This window comes from Siminovitchia acidinfaciens (assembly GCF_003605385.1).
Taxonomy (GTDB): Bacteria; Bacillota; Bacilli; order Bacillales; family Bacillaceae_C; genus Siminovitchia; species Siminovitchia acidinfaciens.
In genome coordinates this window covers 84,238-103,016 of the sequence record NZ_QYTV02000007.1, presented here as the reverse complement: position 1 = coordinate 103,016, position 18,779 = coordinate 84,238, and the positions used below count along the sequence as shown (strand labels likewise).

19 protein-coding genes are annotated in these 18,779 nt (G+C 43.2%); 15 read left to right on the top strand and 4 right to left on the bottom strand.

The features are described 5' to 3' along the window. Positions 1-35: 35 nt before the first annotated feature. Complete coding sequence (locus D4T97_RS15195; RefSeq protein ID WP_126051609.1) at positions 36-722, bottom strand: universal stress protein; 687 nt, start codon at positions 720-722, stop codon at positions 36-38. An 820-nt stretch (positions 723-1,542) separates the two neighbouring features. Here D4T97_RS15195 and D4T97_RS15190 point away from each other — a divergent pair. The 13 genes from D4T97_RS15190 to nadX all read left to right on the top strand — a co-directional run bounded on the left by D4T97_RS15190 (position 1,543) and on the right by nadX (position 13,731). Then, positions 1,543-3,954, top strand: coding sequence for a Na+/H+ antiporter subunit A (locus D4T97_RS15190; RefSeq protein WP_126051608.1), 2,412 nt, complete (start codon positions 1,543-1,545; stop codon positions 3,952-3,954). After that, positions 3,941-4,363 carry a Na(+)/H(+) antiporter subunit B gene (locus D4T97_RS15185; protein ID WP_126051607.1) on the top strand — a complete coding sequence of 141 codons (423 nt, stop codon included), beginning with the start codon at positions 3,941-3,943 and terminating at the stop codon, positions 4,361-4,363. Before D4T97_RS15190 ends, D4T97_RS15185 begins: the two co-directional genes overlap by 14 nt. 4 nt (positions 4,364-4,367) lie before the next feature. Beyond that, on the top strand, positions 4,368-4,706 hold the full coding sequence (locus D4T97_RS15180; protein ID WP_126051606.1) for a Na(+)/H(+) antiporter subunit C: 339 nt from the start codon (positions 4,368-4,370) through the stop codon (positions 4,704-4,706). Continuing rightward, a complete protein-coding gene (locus D4T97_RS15175) occupies positions 4,699-6,183 on the top strand; it encodes a Na+/H+ antiporter subunit D (protein ID WP_126051605.1) in 1,485 nt (494 codons plus the stop codon). Before D4T97_RS15180 ends, D4T97_RS15175 begins: the two co-directional genes overlap by 8 nt. A gap of 27 nt (positions 6,184-6,210) precedes the next feature. Continuing rightward, on the top strand, positions 6,211-6,696 hold the full coding sequence (locus tag D4T97_RS15170; protein ID WP_126051604.1) for a Na+/H+ antiporter subunit E: 486 nt from the start codon (positions 6,211-6,213) through the stop codon (positions 6,694-6,696). Next, the gene (locus D4T97_RS15165) at positions 6,693-6,977 is read left to right on the top strand and encodes a Na(+)/H(+) antiporter subunit F1 (protein WP_126051603.1); all 285 of its coding nucleotides are present in this window, start codon (positions 6,693-6,695) and stop codon (positions 6,975-6,977) included. Before D4T97_RS15170 ends, D4T97_RS15165 begins: the two co-directional genes overlap by 4 nt. Continuing rightward, positions 6,955-7,320, top strand: coding sequence for a Na+/H+ antiporter subunit G (locus tag D4T97_RS15160; protein ID WP_126051602.1), 366 nt, complete (start codon positions 6,955-6,957; stop codon positions 7,318-7,320). The genes D4T97_RS15165 and D4T97_RS15160 overlap by 23 nt, the downstream gene beginning before the upstream one ends. 150 nt (positions 7,321-7,470) lie before the next feature. After that, the gene (locus tag D4T97_RS15155) at positions 7,471-9,069 is read left to right on the top strand and encodes an amidohydrolase (RefSeq protein WP_126051601.1); all 1,599 of its coding nucleotides are present in this window, start codon (positions 7,471-7,473) and stop codon (positions 9,067-9,069) included. A gap of 114 nt (positions 9,070-9,183) precedes the next feature. After that, the gene (locus D4T97_RS15150; RefSeq protein WP_126051600.1) at positions 9,184-9,861 is read left to right on the top strand and encodes a PspA/IM30 family protein; all 678 of its coding nucleotides are present in this window, start codon (positions 9,184-9,186) and stop codon (positions 9,859-9,861) included. Positions 9,862-9,997: 136 nt separating this feature from the next. After that, positions 9,998-11,026: a TFIIB-type zinc ribbon-containing protein gene (locus D4T97_RS15145; protein WP_126051599.1), complete on the top strand. Its 1,029-nt coding sequence runs from the start codon at positions 9,998-10,000 to the stop codon at positions 11,024-11,026. Further along, positions 11,020-11,814 (top strand): TPM domain-containing protein, encoded by a 795-nt coding sequence (locus tag D4T97_RS15140; RefSeq protein ID WP_126051598.1) that lies wholly within the window; start codon positions 11,020-11,022, stop codon positions 11,812-11,814. Before D4T97_RS15145 ends, D4T97_RS15140 begins: the two co-directional genes overlap by 7 nt. A gap of 20 nt (positions 11,815-11,834) precedes the next feature. Then, positions 11,835-12,815, top strand: coding sequence for an SPFH domain-containing protein (locus D4T97_RS15135; RefSeq protein ID WP_126051673.1), 981 nt, complete (start codon positions 11,835-11,837; stop codon positions 12,813-12,815). Between the two features lie 127 nt (positions 12,816-12,942). Continuing rightward, positions 12,943-13,731 carry an aspartate dehydrogenase gene (nadX, locus tag D4T97_RS15130; protein ID WP_126051597.1) on the top strand — a complete coding sequence of 263 codons (789 nt, stop codon included), beginning with the start codon at positions 12,943-12,945 and terminating at the stop codon, positions 13,729-13,731. Positions 13,732-13,780: 49 nt separating this feature from the next. On the opposite strand, the gene D4T97_RS15125 is transcribed toward nadX, so the two are convergent. From D4T97_RS15125 to D4T97_RS15115, 3 genes are all read right to left on the bottom strand, one after another. Further along, the gene (locus D4T97_RS15125) at positions 13,781-14,329 is read right to left on the bottom strand and encodes a DUF420 domain-containing protein (protein ID WP_126051596.1); all 549 of its coding nucleotides are present in this window, start codon (positions 14,327-14,329) and stop codon (positions 13,781-13,783) included. A gap of 95 nt (positions 14,330-14,424) precedes the next feature. Further along, on the bottom strand, positions 14,425-15,390 hold the full coding sequence (gene uvsE / locus D4T97_RS15120) for a UV DNA damage repair endonuclease UvsE (RefSeq protein ID WP_126051595.1): 966 nt from the start codon (positions 15,388-15,390) through the stop codon (positions 14,425-14,427). A 19-nt stretch (positions 15,391-15,409) separates the two neighbouring features. Beyond that, positions 15,410-16,360, bottom strand: a complete 951-nt coding sequence (locus D4T97_RS15115; protein ID WP_126051594.1) for an AEC family transporter — start codon at positions 16,358-16,360, stop codon at positions 15,410-15,412. An 86-nt stretch (positions 16,361-16,446) separates the two neighbouring features. On the opposite strand from D4T97_RS15115, the gene D4T97_RS15110 reads away from it, so the two are divergent. Both D4T97_RS15110 and D4T97_RS15105 read left to right on the top strand, forming a co-directional pair. Next, positions 16,447-17,682 (top strand): DUF3238 domain-containing protein, encoded by a 1,236-nt coding sequence (locus D4T97_RS15110; protein WP_164525591.1) that lies wholly within the window; start codon positions 16,447-16,449, stop codon positions 17,680-17,682. A 138-nt stretch (positions 17,683-17,820) separates the two neighbouring features. Continuing rightward, the gene (locus tag D4T97_RS15105; RefSeq protein WP_126051592.1) at positions 17,821-18,678 is read left to right on the top strand and encodes an AraC family transcriptional regulator; all 858 of its coding nucleotides are present in this window, start codon (positions 17,821-17,823) and stop codon (positions 18,676-18,678) included. The last annotated feature ends 101 nt before the right edge of the window (positions 18,679-18,779 follow it).

The following is an 18,779-nucleotide window of genomic DNA, read 5'->3' as shown; positions in this document are numbered from 1 at the left end:
GGCCTCTCTTAATTATATTGCATACATCCTCTACCTTATCCTTTACCATGAAACTTTACGTTTCCCGGTGTCTTCAGCGGTTCGGTAATTTTACTATCATGGACCTGGACCTCGTAGGGCCTCCCATTATGCGTATATTTAAATATCCCATTATTGAAATCCGTTCCGATTTCTTTATAAAATATGCCTTCATAGCAGATGTCTCTCAGACAGGAAAAGCTTAGAGCATAGTCATCGCCTTCTTTTAGCAAATAGCAGCGCACTCCTCTTTCAAAAGCGGAATCTTCTTCCGTTTGAAGTGTGCGATCGAAGGATACGATATGAATATCAATGAAGGACATCACTCTCAAAAGGACATTTACAAAAGATCCTTTTGTAATCTCTTCCCATCTGTTTTGGGCAGTTTGCCCGATAACAATTTGAGTAACATTATATTTGTGTGCAACTTCGGCAATGGCTTTGGCAATTGGACGTTTTTCATTATCCATGAGAATAAACTCTTCTGCGCCCAATTCATCAGCCAGTTCCTTCCACCGGTCAACATATCCAGATTTTTCTGCATCGAATTCGTCATATGGAAGCGGATCGACTGTCAATATATACAAAGGACAATCCAGCATATTCGCCATTTTGGCGCCACGCTTAATTAACCGTTCTCCATTTGGACCGTAATATACGCAAACAAGAATACTCTCATCCATACGACCCTTTCTATTCTTCACGACGATTTCACCTCTAGATCAAAATTATGGCTACAATATTGGAAACTGGCCAATTTATAAAAATATAACTAAATTATTATAACTAAATTTGGTGTTTTTTCAAGACCTTATTTCAAGTCCTTTAGGACACCTTAATATTGGAACAAGTATATTGATGGACGCAGTCAATCTTGTAAAGTGCAGACGCTTTATGTTTAGTGTATAATTTAAAAGGAAAAAATACATAGAACACTTTATAGTTTTTTTCCCGCATTGTCCACGGATAAGTTAATTCAAAATTTCATCTGGCCGCATGATTTAACAGCAGGTCCCCAAGTTAAAAAGGTTTCAAGGAATCTTTGTTCAACCGGTAAGATTGAACACCTCTCTTTTCTTTTATTTGATAAAAAGAATCCTTATGGCATCTCATTATCTCGCTTGCCGACTCAGGAGTCAAGTGGAGAAAGGTGTTTTTCAAAACTGCAACAAGTTAAAGGTATTGTATGCATGTTCGTTTTTTGTGTGTAGTACGAAAAAGAAGCTTTTTTTTGAGAAATGAAAGGTTTCATTTCTTGTGCGTCGCGGCCTCAAGTCGCCGCGCCCTCGAAAAAAGCAAACGCTTTTCCTCCATGTGATGTTTATGCTGCTGAAGCTTTCCTTGTCCTTTTGCTTTGCTTGCACCAGCGCGTCCTGTGGCGTCAGTGGCACTAGCACTACCTGTACGCCGCCCAAATCGTAAAGCAGAATGCTTCAAACAAATATATATAGAAATATGGTGATTATTGTAAAAATAACCTTGTGACAGCAAATGCAAATATCGCGATGAAAGTGAGGTCTGGTTTTGTTAACTGTGAATCTGATCATCATGATCCCTTTTCTGGCTGCCATTTTTCTTCCCATCTTATTTAAAAGAAATGCCCCTAATTATATAGGCTGGCTTGTTTTTCTGGTGCCGGCAGCTTTGTTTATTGCTATAGCCCGTTATATCCCATCGGTTGCGAACGGGAATATCTATTTGAACAAGATGATGTGGATCCCTTCTTATAGTATAGACTTTACTACATACTTAGATGGACTTAGCTTGATTTTTGGACTTTTGATCACTGGTATTGGAAGTCTCGTTATCCTCTACTCAATTTATTATTTATCCTCAGAAGAATCTTTGAAGCACTTTTATATTTATTTGCTCCTTTTTATGGGCAGCATGCTTGGTGTTGTCTTTTCAGATAATTTAATGGTTTTATATGTATTCTGGGAACTTACAAGCATTTCATCTTTCCTGTTGATTGCTTTCTGGTTTCACAGAAAGGGATCAAGATATGGGGCGCAAAAAGCCATGTTGATTACTGTAAGCGGCGGATTGGCCATGCTTACCAGCTTTATCATGATTTATTTAATGACAGGTACGATGAACATAAGAGAAATCATTGCGGCTGTTGATATCAATCATCCGCTGTTTACCCCTGCCCTTGTTCTGCTGCTGATAGGTGCGTTCACCAAATCAGCCCAGTTTCCGTTTCATATTTGGCTTCCTGACGCGATGGAGGCTCCGACGCCAGTCAGTGCTTATTTGCACTCTGCTACGATGGTCAAAGCAGGTATTTATTTGGTGGCCCGGTTCACACCTGTATTTGGTGAAGGGGAACTTTGGTTTTGGCTTGTGACAGGAATAGGTCTTGTAACGCTTTCCTGGGGTTCTTTTACAGCTGTCCGCCAAACAGATCTGAAAGCGCTACTGGCGTATTCAACCATCAGTCAGTTGGGTTTGATTATGAGTCTTTTGGGAATTGGCTCCATGTCCCTGGACATGGGGGCAAGTATGGAAGCAGTTCTGTTTACACAAGCGACCTTTGCCGGCCTTTTCCACTTGATTAACCATTCCACCTTTAAGGGTGCGCTGTTCATGGTGGTGGGCATCGTTGACCATGAGGTCGGAACAAGGGATATACGCCGATTGGGCGGGTTGATGTCCTTCATGCCTGTGTCGTTTACGATTGCGATGATAGGAAGTTTTTCGATGGCTGGGCTGCCCCCGTTTAATGGGTTCCTAAGCAAGGAAATGTTTTTCGCCGCTGTTTTGAATATTACTCAAGTTGGCATTTTTTCACTGGATACATGGGGCATACTGATTCCTGTAATTGCATGGACCGCAAGTGTCTTTACGTTTGTTTACAGCATGATTATCGTTTTTAAAACTTTCCTTGGTACAAGCCGACTTGAAGTCGGAGACCGTGAGGTGCATGAAGCGCCTGTCGGCATGCTTATCCCGCCGTCGATTTTGGCTGCTTTGGTTTTGGCGATTTTCTTCTTTCCGAATATCGTTGGGGACTATTTATTACGCCCGGCAATGGTAAGCATTTTCCCGTCGTTAGCTGAAAAAGTTGAATTAGGCCAGCACATATCGGTCTGGCACGGCTTTAATATGGAAGTTTTCATGACGATCGGTGTTGTTGCTTTTGGATCCCTTCTTTATGTATACATGCGAAAGTGGAAAGGTGTTTTTTCACTTTTTCCAACAACATGGTCATTTGATATTCTTTATAACAATACGCTGCTAAGACTGGAAAGCAGCTCCTCCGCTTTTACCAGGTTTTATATGACAGGTATTCTGAGGGATTATTTGCTATATATTTATCTCTTTTTCATATTAGTCATTGGCGGAGCTTTATTTATGACAGGAGCATTCTCCATTAGTCAATTTAATCAAGCGCCTATCCGTTTATTTGAGTGGATTCTGGTTCTGGTCATGATGGCTGCAGGCATCTCTATTCCGTTTGCAGCAACAAGGGTGACAGCCATATTACTGAATGGAGTTCTGGGCTATGGGATTGCGGCTTTGTTTGTAGTACTACGCGCGCCGGACTTGGCACTTACCCAAATTGTTGTCGAGACAGTGACAACTGCCTTGTTTTTAGTTTGCTTTTACTTCCTTCCTCAATGGGAGAGGGGGGAAGGACAGACTGCTCCGAAGGTAAAATTGCTTAATCTGTTTATCTCAATTTCTGTGGGTGTCATTTTTGTCCTGGGTGCTCTGTCCGTTCAAAGTGGTAAATTATTCACCACTATCTCGGGATTTTTTGAAAAAGCCGATGAATTGACCGGCGGTAAGAATATTGTAAATGCGATATTGGGAGACTTCCGTGCGTTTGATACGATGCTTGAAGTCGTTGTTCTTTTCATTGCGGGGATTGGCGTGTATACATTGACAAAATTAAAGCTGGGTAAAGGAGGAGATAAAGTTGAAGATCAATGATGTCATATTAGAAACGGTTACAAAAATCGTTGTGTTCATCATATTGACTGTCGCTGTGTATTTGTTTTTCTCCGGACATAACAGTCCTGGAGGAGGCTTTATCGGTGGTCTTGTCCTTGCCTCTGCCTTTGTCCTGCTATTCCTTGCTTTTGATATAGATACGATCCAGAAGGGGATTCCTTTTGATTTCAAGCGGGTTGCTGCACTTGGGGTGCTCATCTCGGTAACAACCGGCTTGGGGGCTGTCGTCTTTGGCAAACCTTTTTTATTCCAAGCATATTCCACTTTCCACCTGCCTTATTTCGGTGAAACCGAATTCGCTACGATCACATTATTTGAAGCGGGTGTTGCCTTGACGGTCGTTGGTGTAGTGGTTTCGATCATTCTAAGTATAAGTGAGGATGTTTAAGTTTATGGAAACATTAATAACCATTCTATCAGGCGTCCTTGTAACAGTGGCAACCTATTTAATCCTCTCCAAAAATCTGTTGCGCGTGATTTTGGGGTCCGCAATTTTATCCCATGCGGTTCACCTGCTATTGATGGTCATGGGGGGATTGAAAAAAGGCACGGTGCCGTTGTTGGGAGAAAAACCAAATACATATACGGATGCCATTCCACAGGCTCTTATTCTAACAGCAATCGTCATCAGTTTTGCTGTCACAGCTGTTTTTCTTGTTATGGCTTACCGGTCGTATCAGGAAACTGACGTTGGCCATGAAGTTCTGTTAAGAGGTACCAAAGATGAATAATATGATTGTCTTACCAATGGCACTTCCACTAATCACTGGTATTTTGCTCGTTTTTTTCCGTAGACACATACAGTTTCAGCGCTGGATCAGCATCGGTATTATGGCTGCCGTTGCAGGCATCAGCCTGTACATTTTAAATCTTATCCGGAGCACGGGAATTCTTCGCCTTGATTTTGGAGGCTGGGAACCGCCTTTTGGCATTCTCTTCGTGGCAGATTCTTTTTCTATGCTGCTTGTATTGACGACAAGTATTGTCACAGCGATTTGTCTGTTGTATGCGTTCTTTTCCATCGGCCGTTCCCGGGAAAATATGTTTTTTTATCCATTTGTCCTATTCATGGTTGCGGGAGTAAACGGCTCGTTTTTAACCGGAGATATTTTCAATCTTTTCGTCTGTTTTGAAGTGATGTTACTGGCTTCATACATTCTAATATCCCTTGGTGGAACAAAGGTCCAATTGAAGGAATCGGTGATTTATGTAGCAATCAATGTGCTTTCTTCTTGGTTCTTTCTCGTAGCGGTAGCTTATCTGTACGGTGCGGTCGGAACCTTGAATATGGCGCATTTATCTCAAAGGGTTGCTGAATCCGGACAAACCCCGATTTTAACAATGATCAGTATATTATTTTTGATTGTGTTCGGATTGAAGGCGGGGCTTCTGCTTTATTTCTGGCTGCCAGGCTCATACAGCGCTCCTCCGACGGCAGTGGCCGCTTTGTTTGGCGCATTATTGACTAAAGTGGGTATTTATTCTATGTTTCGGGTGTTTTCCCTTATTTTCTACCACGAACCGCAGATCACTCATACTCTGATTGGTATCATGGCAGGGGTGACATTGATAGGCGGTAGCCTGGGAGCCATCGCCTATAAGGATATTCGTTTGATTGTTTCTTATAATGTCATTATCGGGGCCGGGTTCATCCTCGTTGGGCTTGCCGTTTCAACACCAGCAGCAATAGAAGGGTCCATATATTATCTCGTCCACGACATGTTTTCAAAAGCTTTATTGTTCCTGCTGGCAGGAACGATGATTGCCCTAACTGGTACCTCAAAAATGGATAGGATGAGTGGACTTATTCGCAATTACCCGACATTGGGCTGGTTATTTTTCATTGTAATGCTGTCGCTTGCAGGCATTCCGCCGTTAAGCGGATTTTTAGGAAAAGTGCTGGTCAGTCAGGGAGCAATCGAGTCCGGCTCCTTTATTCTGCTTGCCATCTCTTTAATTTCAAGTCTCTTTGTACTGTATTCACTGCTCCGCATTTTTAAACAGTGCTTTTGGGGTGAGACGACCATCAGTGAGGATGAAGCGGTTCCTCTTCGAAAAGGTTTGCTGATTCCAGGCATTTTGCTTGCTGCTGCATCAATTGGACTCGGTTTGGGGGCGGAATTGTTATCTGGCTATGTCCGTGATGCCGCGCTGACGCTTTCGAACCCCAACCTTTATATCGAAGGGGTTTTAAATCAAAATGAGTAAAGTAAGCATGAAAGGGGAGGAATGCAAATGCCTGCTCAATTTATTCTTAATTTATTTATAGCATTCCTTTGGATGGTTCTTAATGATGAGGACGAGTTAAGGTTTTCAACTTTTTTTATCGGTTTTTTGGCAGGTATTGTCATTGTGTTCCTCATGCACCGTTTTTTCGGTCAGCAGTTTTATTTGCAGCGTTTCTACTATGTTTTAAAACTGATTTTTATTTTTAATTGGGAGCTATTATTGTCCGCGTTCTTGGTGATGAAGCATATTGTCAGCCGGAAAGTGGATATTAAACCAGGGATATTTTCATATAAGACGGAATTGAAAACGGATTGGGAAGTGACGACGCTTGCCATGCTTTTGACCTTGACCCCGGGATCGGTAGTCATGGAGGTATCGCCGGAAGGAAATGTGTTTTACATTCATGCGCTAGACATAGAACGCTATAAAGATACGTTGTTACGGTCATTAGGGAAGTTTGAAAAAGCCATCATGGAGGTGACACGCTCATGATTGAAATGATGCTGAGTACGGCTCTTGTTCTTTTTGCTATCGCGATTGCCATTGCTCTTTATCGCATTATCCGCGGACCTTCCATCCCTGACCGGGTTGTTGCGCTGGACATGATCGTGGTGAACCTTATTTCGGGCATTGCTGTCATCTCTGTTTTACTTAAAACAAAAGCGTTTCTTGAAGTGATCCTCATTTTGGGCATACTTGCATTTATCAGTACCATTGCGCTCTCAAAATTTATCGAGAGAGGTGTTATTATTGAACGTAAGCGAAATCGATGAATTTATCGGAGCATTTCTCATTTTAATCGGCAGCGTTATTTCTGTGATCAGTGCAATGGGTATTATTCGGTTTCCTGATGTTTATACTCGGGCACATGCAGCGACAAAAAGTACCACATTGGGGGTACAGTTGTCGCTAGTAGGAGCGTTTATCTATATATGGATGACCGAACACTTTATCAGTGTCAGACTCATTTTGGGAATCCTGTTTGTATTTATCACTGCTCCGGTCTCCGGGCATTTGATTATCCGGGCCGCTTACCGGTCCAAAGTAAAAATGACCGAAGATACGGTCGAAGATGAGTTGAAGCCTGTACTGGGTAATAAGATGGATGTTCATTAATAATGTGCGATTGAAAAATTCCCATTGCAAAATTTGCGGTGGGAGTTTTTTCGTGTGAAATAATAAACCCTTATTCAGGAATTTTGGTAAAATAAAGATAACTTTGTGTACCCCGATATTAGGTGGTTTTCACTGTTTGGAGGAATACATATGACAAAAATTATTTTTACAAAAGGAAAGGTCTATACTCTTGAAAGGGATCAGCCTGTAGTTGAATCTGTGGTTGTTGAAAACGGTAGAGTAATAGACTTGGGATCACACGATGATATGATTTCACAGTGGGGAAGACATGACGCGAAAATAGTTGACTTACAAGGGAAGACCGTTACTCCCGGATTAATCGACAGCCATTTGCATCTTTCAGGAGTTGCACTTCAATTTTTAGATTTAAATTTAGTGGGTGTCGGATCCAAAAAAGAGATGCTCGAAAAAATCAGGGAAAGGGCAAATGAGACTGAACCAGGAAAATGGCTGTCAGGACTTGGTTTTGATGAGAACCTTTTTGCTGATGGCGGATTACCGACAATTCAAGAGTTGGATGAAGCAGCGCCGCATTGCCCTCTTTTTATAAAAAGAGTCTGTCACCATGCCTTCCTTGTGAACAGCAAAGCGCTTGAAATGATCCAGTATCACCCATCAATCGAGGTACCGACAGGGGGGAGTATTGTTCTGGACCCCAATACGCAGCAGCCTACGGGACTGCTACTTGAGTCGGCTTCCACGTTAGTTACAGACCGCATGCCGGAGAAGACGTACGACGAATTGAAACATGGACTCGCACTGGCGATGGAACATGCGATGCAGCGAGGGCTGACAAGTGTACATACGAATGATCCCCGTTATTTGGGCGGGTTTGATCAGACATACAAAATGTATGATGAATTGCTCAATCAGGAGAAAAAAGGCTTGCGCTGCAACCTTTTGATTGATTATCCATTCCTTAATCGTTTGAGGGAAAGAGGGATGTATGCGGGTTACGGGAATGACACGCTGCAAATTGGGGCGATTAAAATTTTTGCGGACGGTGCGCTCGGGAGAAGGACAGCCCTGCTTTCGCAGCCATACCAGGATGCGCCTGGTGAGTACGGTGAGGCGATGCAAGATAAGGAGACACTTTATCAAATGGTCAAGGAGTCCAGAGAGCATTCCATGCCTGTCGCCATTCATACAATCGGCGATCAGGCGGTGGAGGATGTACTGCAGGTTCTTGATCAATTTTCAAGCGTAAAATATCGCGATCGCATCATTCATGTATCGCTGTTGCGGGAGGATTTAATTCAGCGCCTGGCAAAACCGAGTCTTGTGGCAGATATCCAGCCGAGGTTTGTAGTCGGGGACTATCCTTGGGTGCAGGAAAGACTGGGTAAAGAAAGAATAAAGTATTTGTATGCATGGAAATCGCTATTGTCCGCAGGAGTATTATGTGCGGGAGGATCCGATGCGCCGGTTGAACCTATTGACCCGCTTTTGGGAATGCATGCGGCTTTGACCCAGAGACATCCTGAAGATTCCCATGAAGGCTGGAATGAAAAAGAAAAGCTGTCCATTCAGGAGGCGCTTGAAGTATTTACGATCGGCGGAGCGTACGCAACGAATGAAGAAGATAAAAAAGGAACGATAGCCAGGGGCAAATTGGCGGATATGACGGTCTATTCGCGGGATTTGTTTGAGATAGAGCACCCGGATGAGCTGTTGGATACCGATATTGAGATGACGATTATTGGTGGAGAAGTTTTATATCAGAAGTAAGTAAAACATCGCGTCCTGTGCAAGGACGCTTTTTTTATAAATTTGAATTAAATGAATCTTTTTCATCGCTCACTCAGTATATATGTTTAGACAATATTTTAAGGGGTGGCTGTTATGGGTATTTTAGCAAGGTTTAAAGATATCATGTCGAGCAATATCAATGCATTATTGGACAAAGCGGAGAACCCGGAGAAAATGATCGATCAGTATATGAGAAACCTAAACAGCGATTTGGGCAAAGTCAAAGCAGAAACGGCTTCCGTGATGGCGGAGGAGCAGCGCTCAAAAAGAGCGTTGAATGAGTGTTCAGCTGACATTGAAAAGATGCAGAGCTATGCAGTCAAAGCTTTGGAAGCAGGCAATGATGATGACGCAAGGAAATTCCTGGAGAAGAAGGCTTCTTTGGCTGAAAAAGAAGCGGAACTGCAGCAGGCATACAGTTTGGCGGCTTCCAATGCGGTCCGGATGAGAGAAATGCACGATAAGCTTGTATCTGATATCGGTGAGCTAGAAGCGCGCAGAACGATGATCAAAAGCAAGATGGCAGTAGCAAAGACGCAGGAAAGGCTGAATAAAATCGGCTCATCTGTTACAGGTGCCAACCGCTCCATGTCCTCGTTCGATAGAATGGAAGAAAAAGTGGAGAGGGCCCTTGATGAAGCCAATGCCATGGCTGAGTTGAATGCGGAGCCAAAAGATGACATAAAAGATTTGACGGCAAAATATGATAGTAGACCGGATGTCGAAGATGAACTGGCAGCCTTGAAAGAGCAAATCAAAAATAAGGAATAACTTTTCGGTGCAAGGAGGGCTGCAGCACTAGCTAAACAATAAAAATTGCTGTACTGAGCTGTAGCCTTGGCTGCAGCTCTCTAACTGTTCAAGTAATAGTGCTTTAGGCTTGTATGAAAAAAGGGGGGGGATCTCATTGGTCATCCATTACAAATGCCCTAATTGCGGGGATGACATGGGGTTTGACAGTGATTCGGGAATGTTGACATGCCAAAGCTGCGGCAGGGAGGATCATATCGAAGAGTTTGCCGAAGATTTGAATACGGCTGTTTTAACAGATGATGAAGCAAAGGAATATCACTGCGAAAACTGCGGAGCCATGTTGATCACGGAGGCTGAGACCGCTGCGACGACATGCAGCTTCTGCGGTGCCGGGGTGGTTTTACAGGAACGTCTTTCTGGTGCTCTGGCTCCCGCAAAGGTGATTCCTTTTACCATCAGCAAGGAAGAGGCGATGCAGGCTTTTAAAAAGTGGTGCAGAAACGGCCGCCTCACTCCAAAAGGGTTCATGACAGCGGACCGGATCAAAGGCATCACAGGGATGTATGTCCCTTTTTGGCTGTATGATTTAAACACCAAGGCTAAGGTCGAAGCGATCGCTACAAAGGTGAGGACTTATACCAGCGGTGACTATGAGTATACTGAAACGAAGTATTTTGATGTGTACCGGGATATTGACCTGTCATACTTGAAAGTCCCTGTTGATGCCTCTGAAAAAATGGACGACAAAATCATGGATAAGTTGGAGCCTTACCCTTATGACCAGTTAAAGGATTTTAAAACTCCCTATCTGGCGGGATATATTGCGGAAAAATATAATTTCGATGATAAAGAGCTGTATCCGCGAGTTGAAGCTAAAATTCAGAAGTTCATAGATACGTATATAAGTTCCACTATTACTGGATATTCTTCAGTCAGTTATAATCATAAGCATATCAACACGAAGAAAGTCCGCAGTAATTATGTGCTTCTTCCTGTCTGGATGGTCTATTATGATTATGATAAAGCGGAGCATACTTTTGCGATGAATGGCCAAACAGGAAAAGTGGTCGGAAAGCCGCCGATAAGCGTTTCAAGGGTAGCTGCCTGGTTCGGAGGCATCGCAGGCACCTCGTTTGTTACGTTAAAACTCATCTCCATTGCGATGGGAGGGGGTCTGTGGTGAACATTTTTAGAAAAACACTCATTCTGATTGTTTTCTTCTTTCTATTATTGCCTTTTGCTTTTGCAACTGCAGACACTCCTGCCAAACAACGAATCTATGATGATGCCGGACTTCTCAGCGATACAGAAGTCAAAGAGCTTGAGAAATTGGCTGAAAAGCATGGAGCCAAGCGGGATACAGATTTTATCATACTGACGACCAATAATGAAAAAAACATAGATGTTGTTGAATATATGCAGAACTTCTACGATGAAAAAGCGCCTGGATATGACAAGCCACACGGGAACACGGCTATTCTGACGCTCGATATGAAAAACAGGGACGTGTATGTGGCAGGCTTTTATAAGGCGGAAACCTATTTGGATAATCATCGTGCGACTCTAGTGCGAGAAAAAATAACGCCGGCATTATCAAGTGGAGATTATTACAAAGCCTTTGGATCTTTTATTAAGACATCATCCAAATATATGGGAATCAGGCCGGGGGTGAACCCGGATAATATATTGTTTAACCTTTGGTTCCAAATCATTGCTTCACTTGTGATTGCAGGCGGTGCGGTGGGAATAATGGCCTTTAATATAGGGGGCAGAGTGACCGTCAATGCACGAACGTACCAGGATAACGAGAATACGAGAGTGAAACATAGAAGGGACCAATATATTCGTACTACCACAACGAAAAGAAGGAAGCCATCCAATAAAAGCAGCGGCAGTGGCTTTGGCGGCGGTGGAGGCGGAGGTATGACGCGAGGCGGACATTCGCACAGCGGCAGCAGAGGGAAATTCTAGGTTCGAAAGGAATGGATATGATGAGCTTTTTTAGAAGTCAATTTGCCAATGTAGTTGAATGGGAAGAATTCAGAGACGATATGATCTTTTGGAAATGGAGTAACCGCGAAATCAAAAAAGGAAGCCGGCTCATCATCCAACCGGGCCAGGACGCTATTTTTATCAATAACGGAAAAATTGAAGGGATTTTCCAGGAAGAAGGGGATTACAATATCGAGTCCCAGATTATCCCGTTCCTGTCCACCTTAAAAGGGTTCAAGTTCGGCTTCAACAGCGGAATGAGAGTGGAAGTCCTGTTCGTCAATACAAAAGAGTTTACGGTGAAATGGGGTACGAAAAACCCGATAAATATTCCTACACCGCAGCTCCCGGGCGGCATGCCGGTTCGCGCCAATGGAACCTTCAATTTTAAAGTGAATGACTACATTGCTCTTATAGATAAAATCGCAGGGGTGAAAGGCCGCTACCTTGTAGAGGATGTGAAAATACGGATTACATCCATTTTGGATCAACTGCTCATGAAATGGATTTCCAAAGAAGGAAAAGACATGTTCAACCTGCAGGCCAATGCATTTGAAATTGCACAGGGGATCAAGACAGACCTTGATATGCAGATCATTGACAGCGGAATGACGATTACAGGATTTAACATCATGAGTTTCAACTATCCGAAGGAAATCCAGGATATGATTACAAAAACTGCTTCACATGGCATGATTGGTGATTTGCAAAAATACCAGCAGGTGTCCATGACGGACGGAATCGCTTCAGGAAAAGTCAAAGGCGGGGGAACTGCCGCGGACATGGCTGGAATGATGATGGGAATGGGTATGGCTGGGCAGATGATGAAAAATATGAATCAAGCGCAGCAGGAGCAGGTCCCGAATCAGTCCGGTGCACCTTCGTCGAGCGGCGGAAAGATCCCGAACTTTTGTCCGAATTGCGGGGAGAAGACGAGCGGCGGTAATTTCTGCTCCAACTGTGGGCAGAAGCTGGTCTGAGCTCGTTTTTACTGGAAGAAAATAAATGGCTCATCCCATTCTGGAAGGAGTGCGGTGGGCCATAATTAGAAGAAAACTGATCGTTCGCGCGATTATTTGCATTTAGTTTTGGGAGTGTGACATCTTAATGAATATCGGACTCATTGGTGCAGGAACCATGGGGAAGTTTTTATTAGAAAAATTAAATATTGATCAGTTAATACCCAATTACCGAATCATTTCGGTATTGGATGAGAGGGAGAAGGCGAAGGAAATCATGCCCTCATTATCAGGAAAGTATGATTTCACGTTTTTTGATAAGCTGGATTCCTTTTTGAACTCCGGAATAGACCTAATAGTCGAAAGCTCAAATATCGAGACTGTGCAGAAGTACGCCTATCGGATACTATGTGAGAAAGATATGGTTGTTATCAGTGTCGGTGCTTTGGCAGATCCAGCTTTTTTTAACAAATTGAAATTGGTTGCCGAGGAAAATGCTACGAAATTATACTTGCCTGCCGGTGCTATTGGCGGATTGGATGCTATCAAAGCGGCTGGCATTATGGGGGATTTGCATTCCGTTTCATTGGTCACGCGGAAACCCGGAGAAGCTTTGTCGGGTGGAGAAATCACTGAAGAGAGGGTATTATTCGATGGGTCCGCGAAAGAGGCAATTGCCCGATTCCCGGAAAATGCCAATGTCGCCATCACTCTTTCATTGGCAGGTATTGGAGTGGAAAAAACGGAGGTTAAGATAATCGCTGATCCAAAAGTGGATAAAAATACTCATACCATTCAAGCTGCCGGTGACTTTGGAAAGATGGAGTTCACCTTACAGAACAATCCATCGCCGGACAACCCTAAGACAAGCCATCTGACCGCACTCAGTATTTTATCGTCCTTGCGGTCGTTGCAGGGGCAAGTTGTCATTGGCTGAGAGTTTAACAAAAAAGTGTCCCGATTTTTTTACGGGACACTTTTTTCACTTAATAATAAGGCGAAATCATAATATAAACCAACACGCCGGTCAGGCTCACGTATAACCAGATCGGCATCGTCCAGCGGGCGATTTTGCGATGGCGTTCATTTTCCATATTCCAGGCTCTTGCAACACTTGTCAGCGCTAGTGGCACAATGGCGGCAGCGAGCAAAATGTGTGTAATCAAAATGAAGTAATAAATGCCGGCCAACAGCCCCGAGCCTCCATAAGGTGTGGAAGGAGAGAGGAAGTGGAACGCTACGTAAGTGATAAGAAAGAAAAATGTGGTCACAAATGCAGCGTAGATAAAGCGGCGATGAACCTTGACATTGCGTTTCATTATGGCGATCAATGCGCCCAGTAGAAACAAGAAGGTAAAGCTGTTTAAAATGGCATTCATTAGAGGGAGTATTGTGACGTCAAAGGCATCGAAGTCCTCCACTCCAGGCATCCCCGCAAGGACGCCGATTGCCCCGATCAGCACGACTGAAATGGCAATGATTGCCGGCCGGTAATTACGTTTAACATGTCCAGCAGCATAATTGTTATTGTTCATTTTACGATACACTCCAATAATTATTTGTCGTTCTAAGTGTATCACAGGGCGTTTCTTGGTGTGATTTAATGAGAAAAGGTTCACAGTCTTTTCGATTATTTCAGCAAAAAAGAAGAGCCGTCAATGATTTCTACATCTCCTCTTTGTTTGCACTGCTCCATCAATGTAAAAAGAGCTTGATCCTTCTGCTTTGCCTCAATCATGCAATCAATTTGGTTAACCGTTCCTTTTATCTCGTTAAGGAAGCGAAAAAACATGTCCACGTCCACAAAATCAGCGTGATGCCGAAACGCTTTCTCACTTTTTGGACTGGAAATATGCATTTTAATGGGCAGGGGAGAGAAACTCCAAGTGTCCACAACGCGTCCCCAATTTTCTTGCCAATCCGGATTCTGATGGTGGGCAAGGTGATGATGATAGTCAAAGACGAGCGGGATGCCTAGCTTTTCACATACATATAGCGTGTCTTCCATCGTGAAAGAGGTATCGTCATTTTCAAGCATGATCATTTTTTGAATAGGATAGGGGACGAGCATCCAATTGTCCACAAACCGTTCAAGCGATTTTTCCGTATCCTTGTAGTTACCGCCCACATGCATGACGCATCGGTGAGTCATATCAATCCCCATTCCGCGCAGGAGCAAACGATGAAGGTTCAGGTTTTTGATGGAGTTTTTTAACACATCTTCTTTCAATGAGTTGATCAGAACAAAATGGTCAGGATGGAAATCGACTCTCATCTCGTGTTTTTTTACAAAATCTCCAAGCTCTCGAAGCTTCTCCTTAAGAGGGGAGATGAAATTCCAATCACTTAGCTCCTCATGGGTTGCCAGCGGAATTAAACGGGAGGTCATCCGATAAAAGTGAATATCATTAACAGCATTATGCCTCAGCAATCTGAGTGTATTGTGAAGATTTTCTAATGCAATCCGCTCCAATTTGCGTATGGCAGCGTCCCTGTCATTGAGTTTTTGAAACTGGGCGAACGTCATTGTTTTTGATGGAGACGCATTTTGCAATTCCATGCTCATCGCCACATAGCCAAGCCGAACCTTTGTCATTTTTTCCACCTCATTTTTATTATGAGGAAATTAGCGGCAAGGTATGAGTGAGAATCAGGTAAAGTATTGGAATTGTTAGGATACAGAGCGCGGTTGTTATTAATACGCCCAATGAAGCAAAAAGTGAATCTCCGCCATACTTTTGTGCGTATATACAGATAGTCGGAGCCGAGGGCATGCCGGAGACGATAAAGGCGGTCAACATGACAGGAAATGGAATGGGCAACGCGGCAAACGGAAGCAACAGCAAGGGAAAGAAAAAAATCCGCAGCATGGATGATGCCCACAAATATTTGTTTTTCAGTGAGGTCAAAAGGACTTTCAGTTTCACATTAGCAACCAATGCGCCGACGAGGATCATTGATAAGGGAACAGTCATCTTTCCGACGCTTTCCAGTGTGCCGGCTAAAAAAGACGGCCATGTAAAAGGAAGGAATAATAGGACTAGACCTACGACTGTAGAAAGAATGCCCGGGTTCACCAAAACGGCTCTCCAGTTCACCGCATCTTTTTTTCTAGTAAAAAGATGGATTCCGTACGCCCAGATAAAGACCAAATAGCAAATATTAAACACTGTAAGATAAATAATTCCAGTTTCCCCCAAAAGAATGAAGCTGACGGCATATCCGATAAATCCCTGATTTCCAAAAATCATCAGGCTTTCGTACACGGATTTTTGATGTGCTGGCAGACGGGCTTTTTTATTGAAATAGGCGGCAAGCATTGCGGACAGGATACAAATATATGCTGACATGGTAATTAGCCATATAAAATCTTTTAAAAGCCCCATAGATAATTCAATGTTCAGGGAATGTAAAATCAAGGCTGGCAGCGTAATATACAGGAGAAGCTGGGTCAGCATACCTATTGATTTTTTGCATAGGAAATTCCTTTTTCTGGCGATCCAGCCTAAAATGGCGATACAATATAATGTGAGCATTTCCTGGAAAAACAAACCTGACGAGATCATTGATTACCCTCCTTGCAGATTAGAATATGAAGGGTTCTTGTCACTGGTTCGAAAACTATTTATCAAGGGAGAGCGAGGACGAGTATATGTTCAGACGTTATTTGATACCATTAATCAGTTTAATTGGAACTGCGCTGGTTGTAATTGGTAAAAAGCTTCAGCCGAAGATGTCATATCCAAAAGGCTTTCCAATTGAGTCGATTGAACAGAGGATAAATGAAGTGACGTTTTATTTGAAAAACGAAAAAAGTCCATTTCGTATATATAGGGATGGAACGCTGATTTATGAAGGGGACGATGAATCCTTTACAGATATTAATTTGGCTGCAGGGACTACATATCTTTATACAATCGAAGCAGGAGCCAGGAGAGGAACACCCGAGCGGATCAAGGTTCAAACTTCGACAGCGGTGGAATCACGGCAATCCGAGAATTTGCTGGAGGACTGTATTCAAACTGCAATTATTTCAAAGTCGTTTTTTGGAATGGAATGGGAGCCCATTGAAGGTGTAGAAGAGTATCTTATTTTCCGAAATGGAAAAAGGATAGCCAAAGTGCAAGAACCTTTTTTCGTTGACCGCTGGGTTCGAAGCCAAGTTGAATATACATATTTGATACACGCTGAACGGCCGTTGATGGAATTGGAGAAAGAGTTGGATGAGCAGGTTCGATTGAGAACAGAACCTAAAGAAAAAGATGTCGTCATGGAAACTTTTCAAATATCAAAGGTTCTTGATCCTTTGGAAGAAATTTTGAACTCTGGAGACACCGCAACTGAAAGAAAGGAATGGCGCTTCCTGTATAAAACGTTTTGGGGAGAAAGATGGATAAAAAATCCAGAAGAAGGATCCCCTTACCGCTATTTTAAAGGGGACGGGCGCGGATTTGACTCAGCCTCAACAGATTACCGTACAATGGCAGAAGTCGTTGTAACAGGGGATGAGCCGTTTCCAGATGTCCAGTTGGGAAAAGATATTGGGAAAACGAAAGGTTACGGCATGCTGCGAAATTTAAAGAAAGAGGAAACAGCTTTCGATGAAGGTATTCAGTTGGAAGATGTAAAAGTGGAAGAAACTGAAGTTACCTATGTGCTGAAACATTCAGTTGAAAATCCTTTGGCCGATTCGATGGCAGTCGATTATCAAGTGTCGGCTAAGCTGCAACCAAACGGGTTCTATGACTTTTCCGGGGTGCATGACCGGTCTCCAAATCATGAAGTGTATTTGAAGCATGGGGTGCAGCGGACGTGGACGACTCTCCATCAAGGTGATGATGAAGGAGCAGAGGCCCCATTGTACTGGAGAGTATCAAATTTTAGATAGGGAAAAGGAAAGGCTCGGATGGTTCCTGGCCTTTTTATACATAAAAGTTCAGAATTAAATGACCTGACCACTCAAAGCACAGAAAGTCAGGATAAAAAAGACCATAGTTGGTAACATTCGAAGTGGGAGTTGATGAGCATGGCATTGGTTGAGTCATTGCAGAGGGCAATAGACTACATGGAGGAACATTTATTGGATTCCATCACTATTGACGATATTACGAAACAAGCGAATGTGTCTACCTTTCACTTTCAGCGGATATTTATGATTTTGACCGACATGTCTATAGGAGAATATCTTCGCCGGCGCCGACTGACATTGGCGGCTCAAGAATTATCCAGCACCGACAGTAAAATCATCGAACTTGCCTTTAAATATGGCTACGATACTCCCGAGTCTTTTACAAGAGCTTTCAGAAAACAGCATGGCATTACCCCAAGTGAAGCCCGAAAAGGGATGGGAAAGCTACAGTCATACAACCGCCTTGCGATTCAAGTAAATCTGAAAGGAGCAAAACCAATGAATTATCGTATTGTTGAAAAAGGTGCATTTGAAGCATCAGGAATAAAACGGGAGTTCCCGCGGAATGAGGGAGCGGGGATTCCGGGTGTGCCGGAATTTTGGACTGAGGTTAATGGGGACGGAACCGCTGGCCGATTGCTGAGATTAAACAATGGTCAAATTAAAGGATTGCTGGGCATTTGCACCAATTCTAATGTTAAGAAAAACACAACCGATTATTGGATTGCTGCGGAACATGAGGGAGAAGTGCCGGAGGAATTTTCAAGTTTTCATTTCCCTGCTGCTAAATGGGCTGTTTTTGAAGTTCGTGGGCGTGTTCCAATTGCCATCATAAGTACGTGGAAGCAAATTTACTCGGAATGGTTTCCTTCGAACGGATATGAGCCGGCTGAAATAGCACCTTTCGAAGCGTATATAGATAAGGATCCATTTAAGGATGATTCCTATAACGAGATCTGGATACCAATCAAATAGGTTTTTCTGCTTTAAAAAAGCTGTTGGCTGCGAGAAAATCCGGATGTCTGCAGCTTTTTATTTTCTTCAAGGGTTTGCCGGCGGGATGTAAGGGAAAATCA

Excerpts from the sequence above, each read along its gene's own strand:
- D4T97_RS15135 (WP_126051673.1), top strand. The coding sequence starts at position 11,835 with ATGAGCTTTTTTAGAAGTCAATTTGCCAATGTAGTTGAATGGGAAGAA.
- D4T97_RS15150 (WP_126051600.1), top strand. The coding sequence starts at position 9,184 with ATGGGTATTTTAGCAAGGTTTAAAGATATCATGTCGAGCAATATCAAT.
- uvsE (WP_126051595.1), bottom strand. The coding sequence starts at position 15,390 with ATGACAAAGGTTCGGCTTGGCTATGTGGCGATGAGCATGGAATTGCAA.
- D4T97_RS15125 (WP_126051596.1), bottom strand. The coding sequence starts at position 14,329 with ATGAACAATAACAATTATGCTGCTGGACATGTTAAACGTAATTACCGG.
- D4T97_RS15110 (WP_164525591.1), top strand. The coding sequence starts at position 16,447 with ATGTTCAGACGTTATTTGATACCATTAATCAGTTTAATTGGAACTGCG.
- D4T97_RS15175 (WP_126051605.1), top strand. The coding sequence starts at position 4,699 with ATGAATAATATGATTGTCTTACCAATGGCACTTCCACTAATCACTGGT.
- D4T97_RS15115 (WP_126051594.1), bottom strand. The coding sequence starts at position 16,360 with ATGATCTCGTCAGGTTTGTTTTTCCAGGAAATGCTCACATTATATTGT.
- D4T97_RS15105 (WP_126051592.1), top strand. The coding sequence starts at position 17,821 with ATGGCATTGGTTGAGTCATTGCAGAGGGCAATAGACTACATGGAGGAA.
- D4T97_RS15165 (WP_126051603.1), top strand. The coding sequence starts at position 6,693 with ATGATTGAAATGATGCTGAGTACGGCTCTTGTTCTTTTTGCTATCGCG.
- D4T97_RS15170 (WP_126051604.1), top strand. The coding sequence starts at position 6,211 with ATGCCTGCTCAATTTATTCTTAATTTATTTATAGCATTCCTTTGGATG.
- nadX (WP_126051597.1), top strand. The coding sequence starts at position 12,943 with ATGAATATCGGACTCATTGGTGCAGGAACCATGGGGAAGTTTTTATTA.
- D4T97_RS15180 (WP_126051606.1), top strand. The coding sequence starts at position 4,368 with ATGGAAACATTAATAACCATTCTATCAGGCGTCCTTGTAACAGTGGCA.
- D4T97_RS15155 (WP_126051601.1), top strand. The coding sequence starts at position 7,471 with ATGACAAAAATTATTTTTACAAAAGGAAAGGTCTATACTCTTGAAAGG.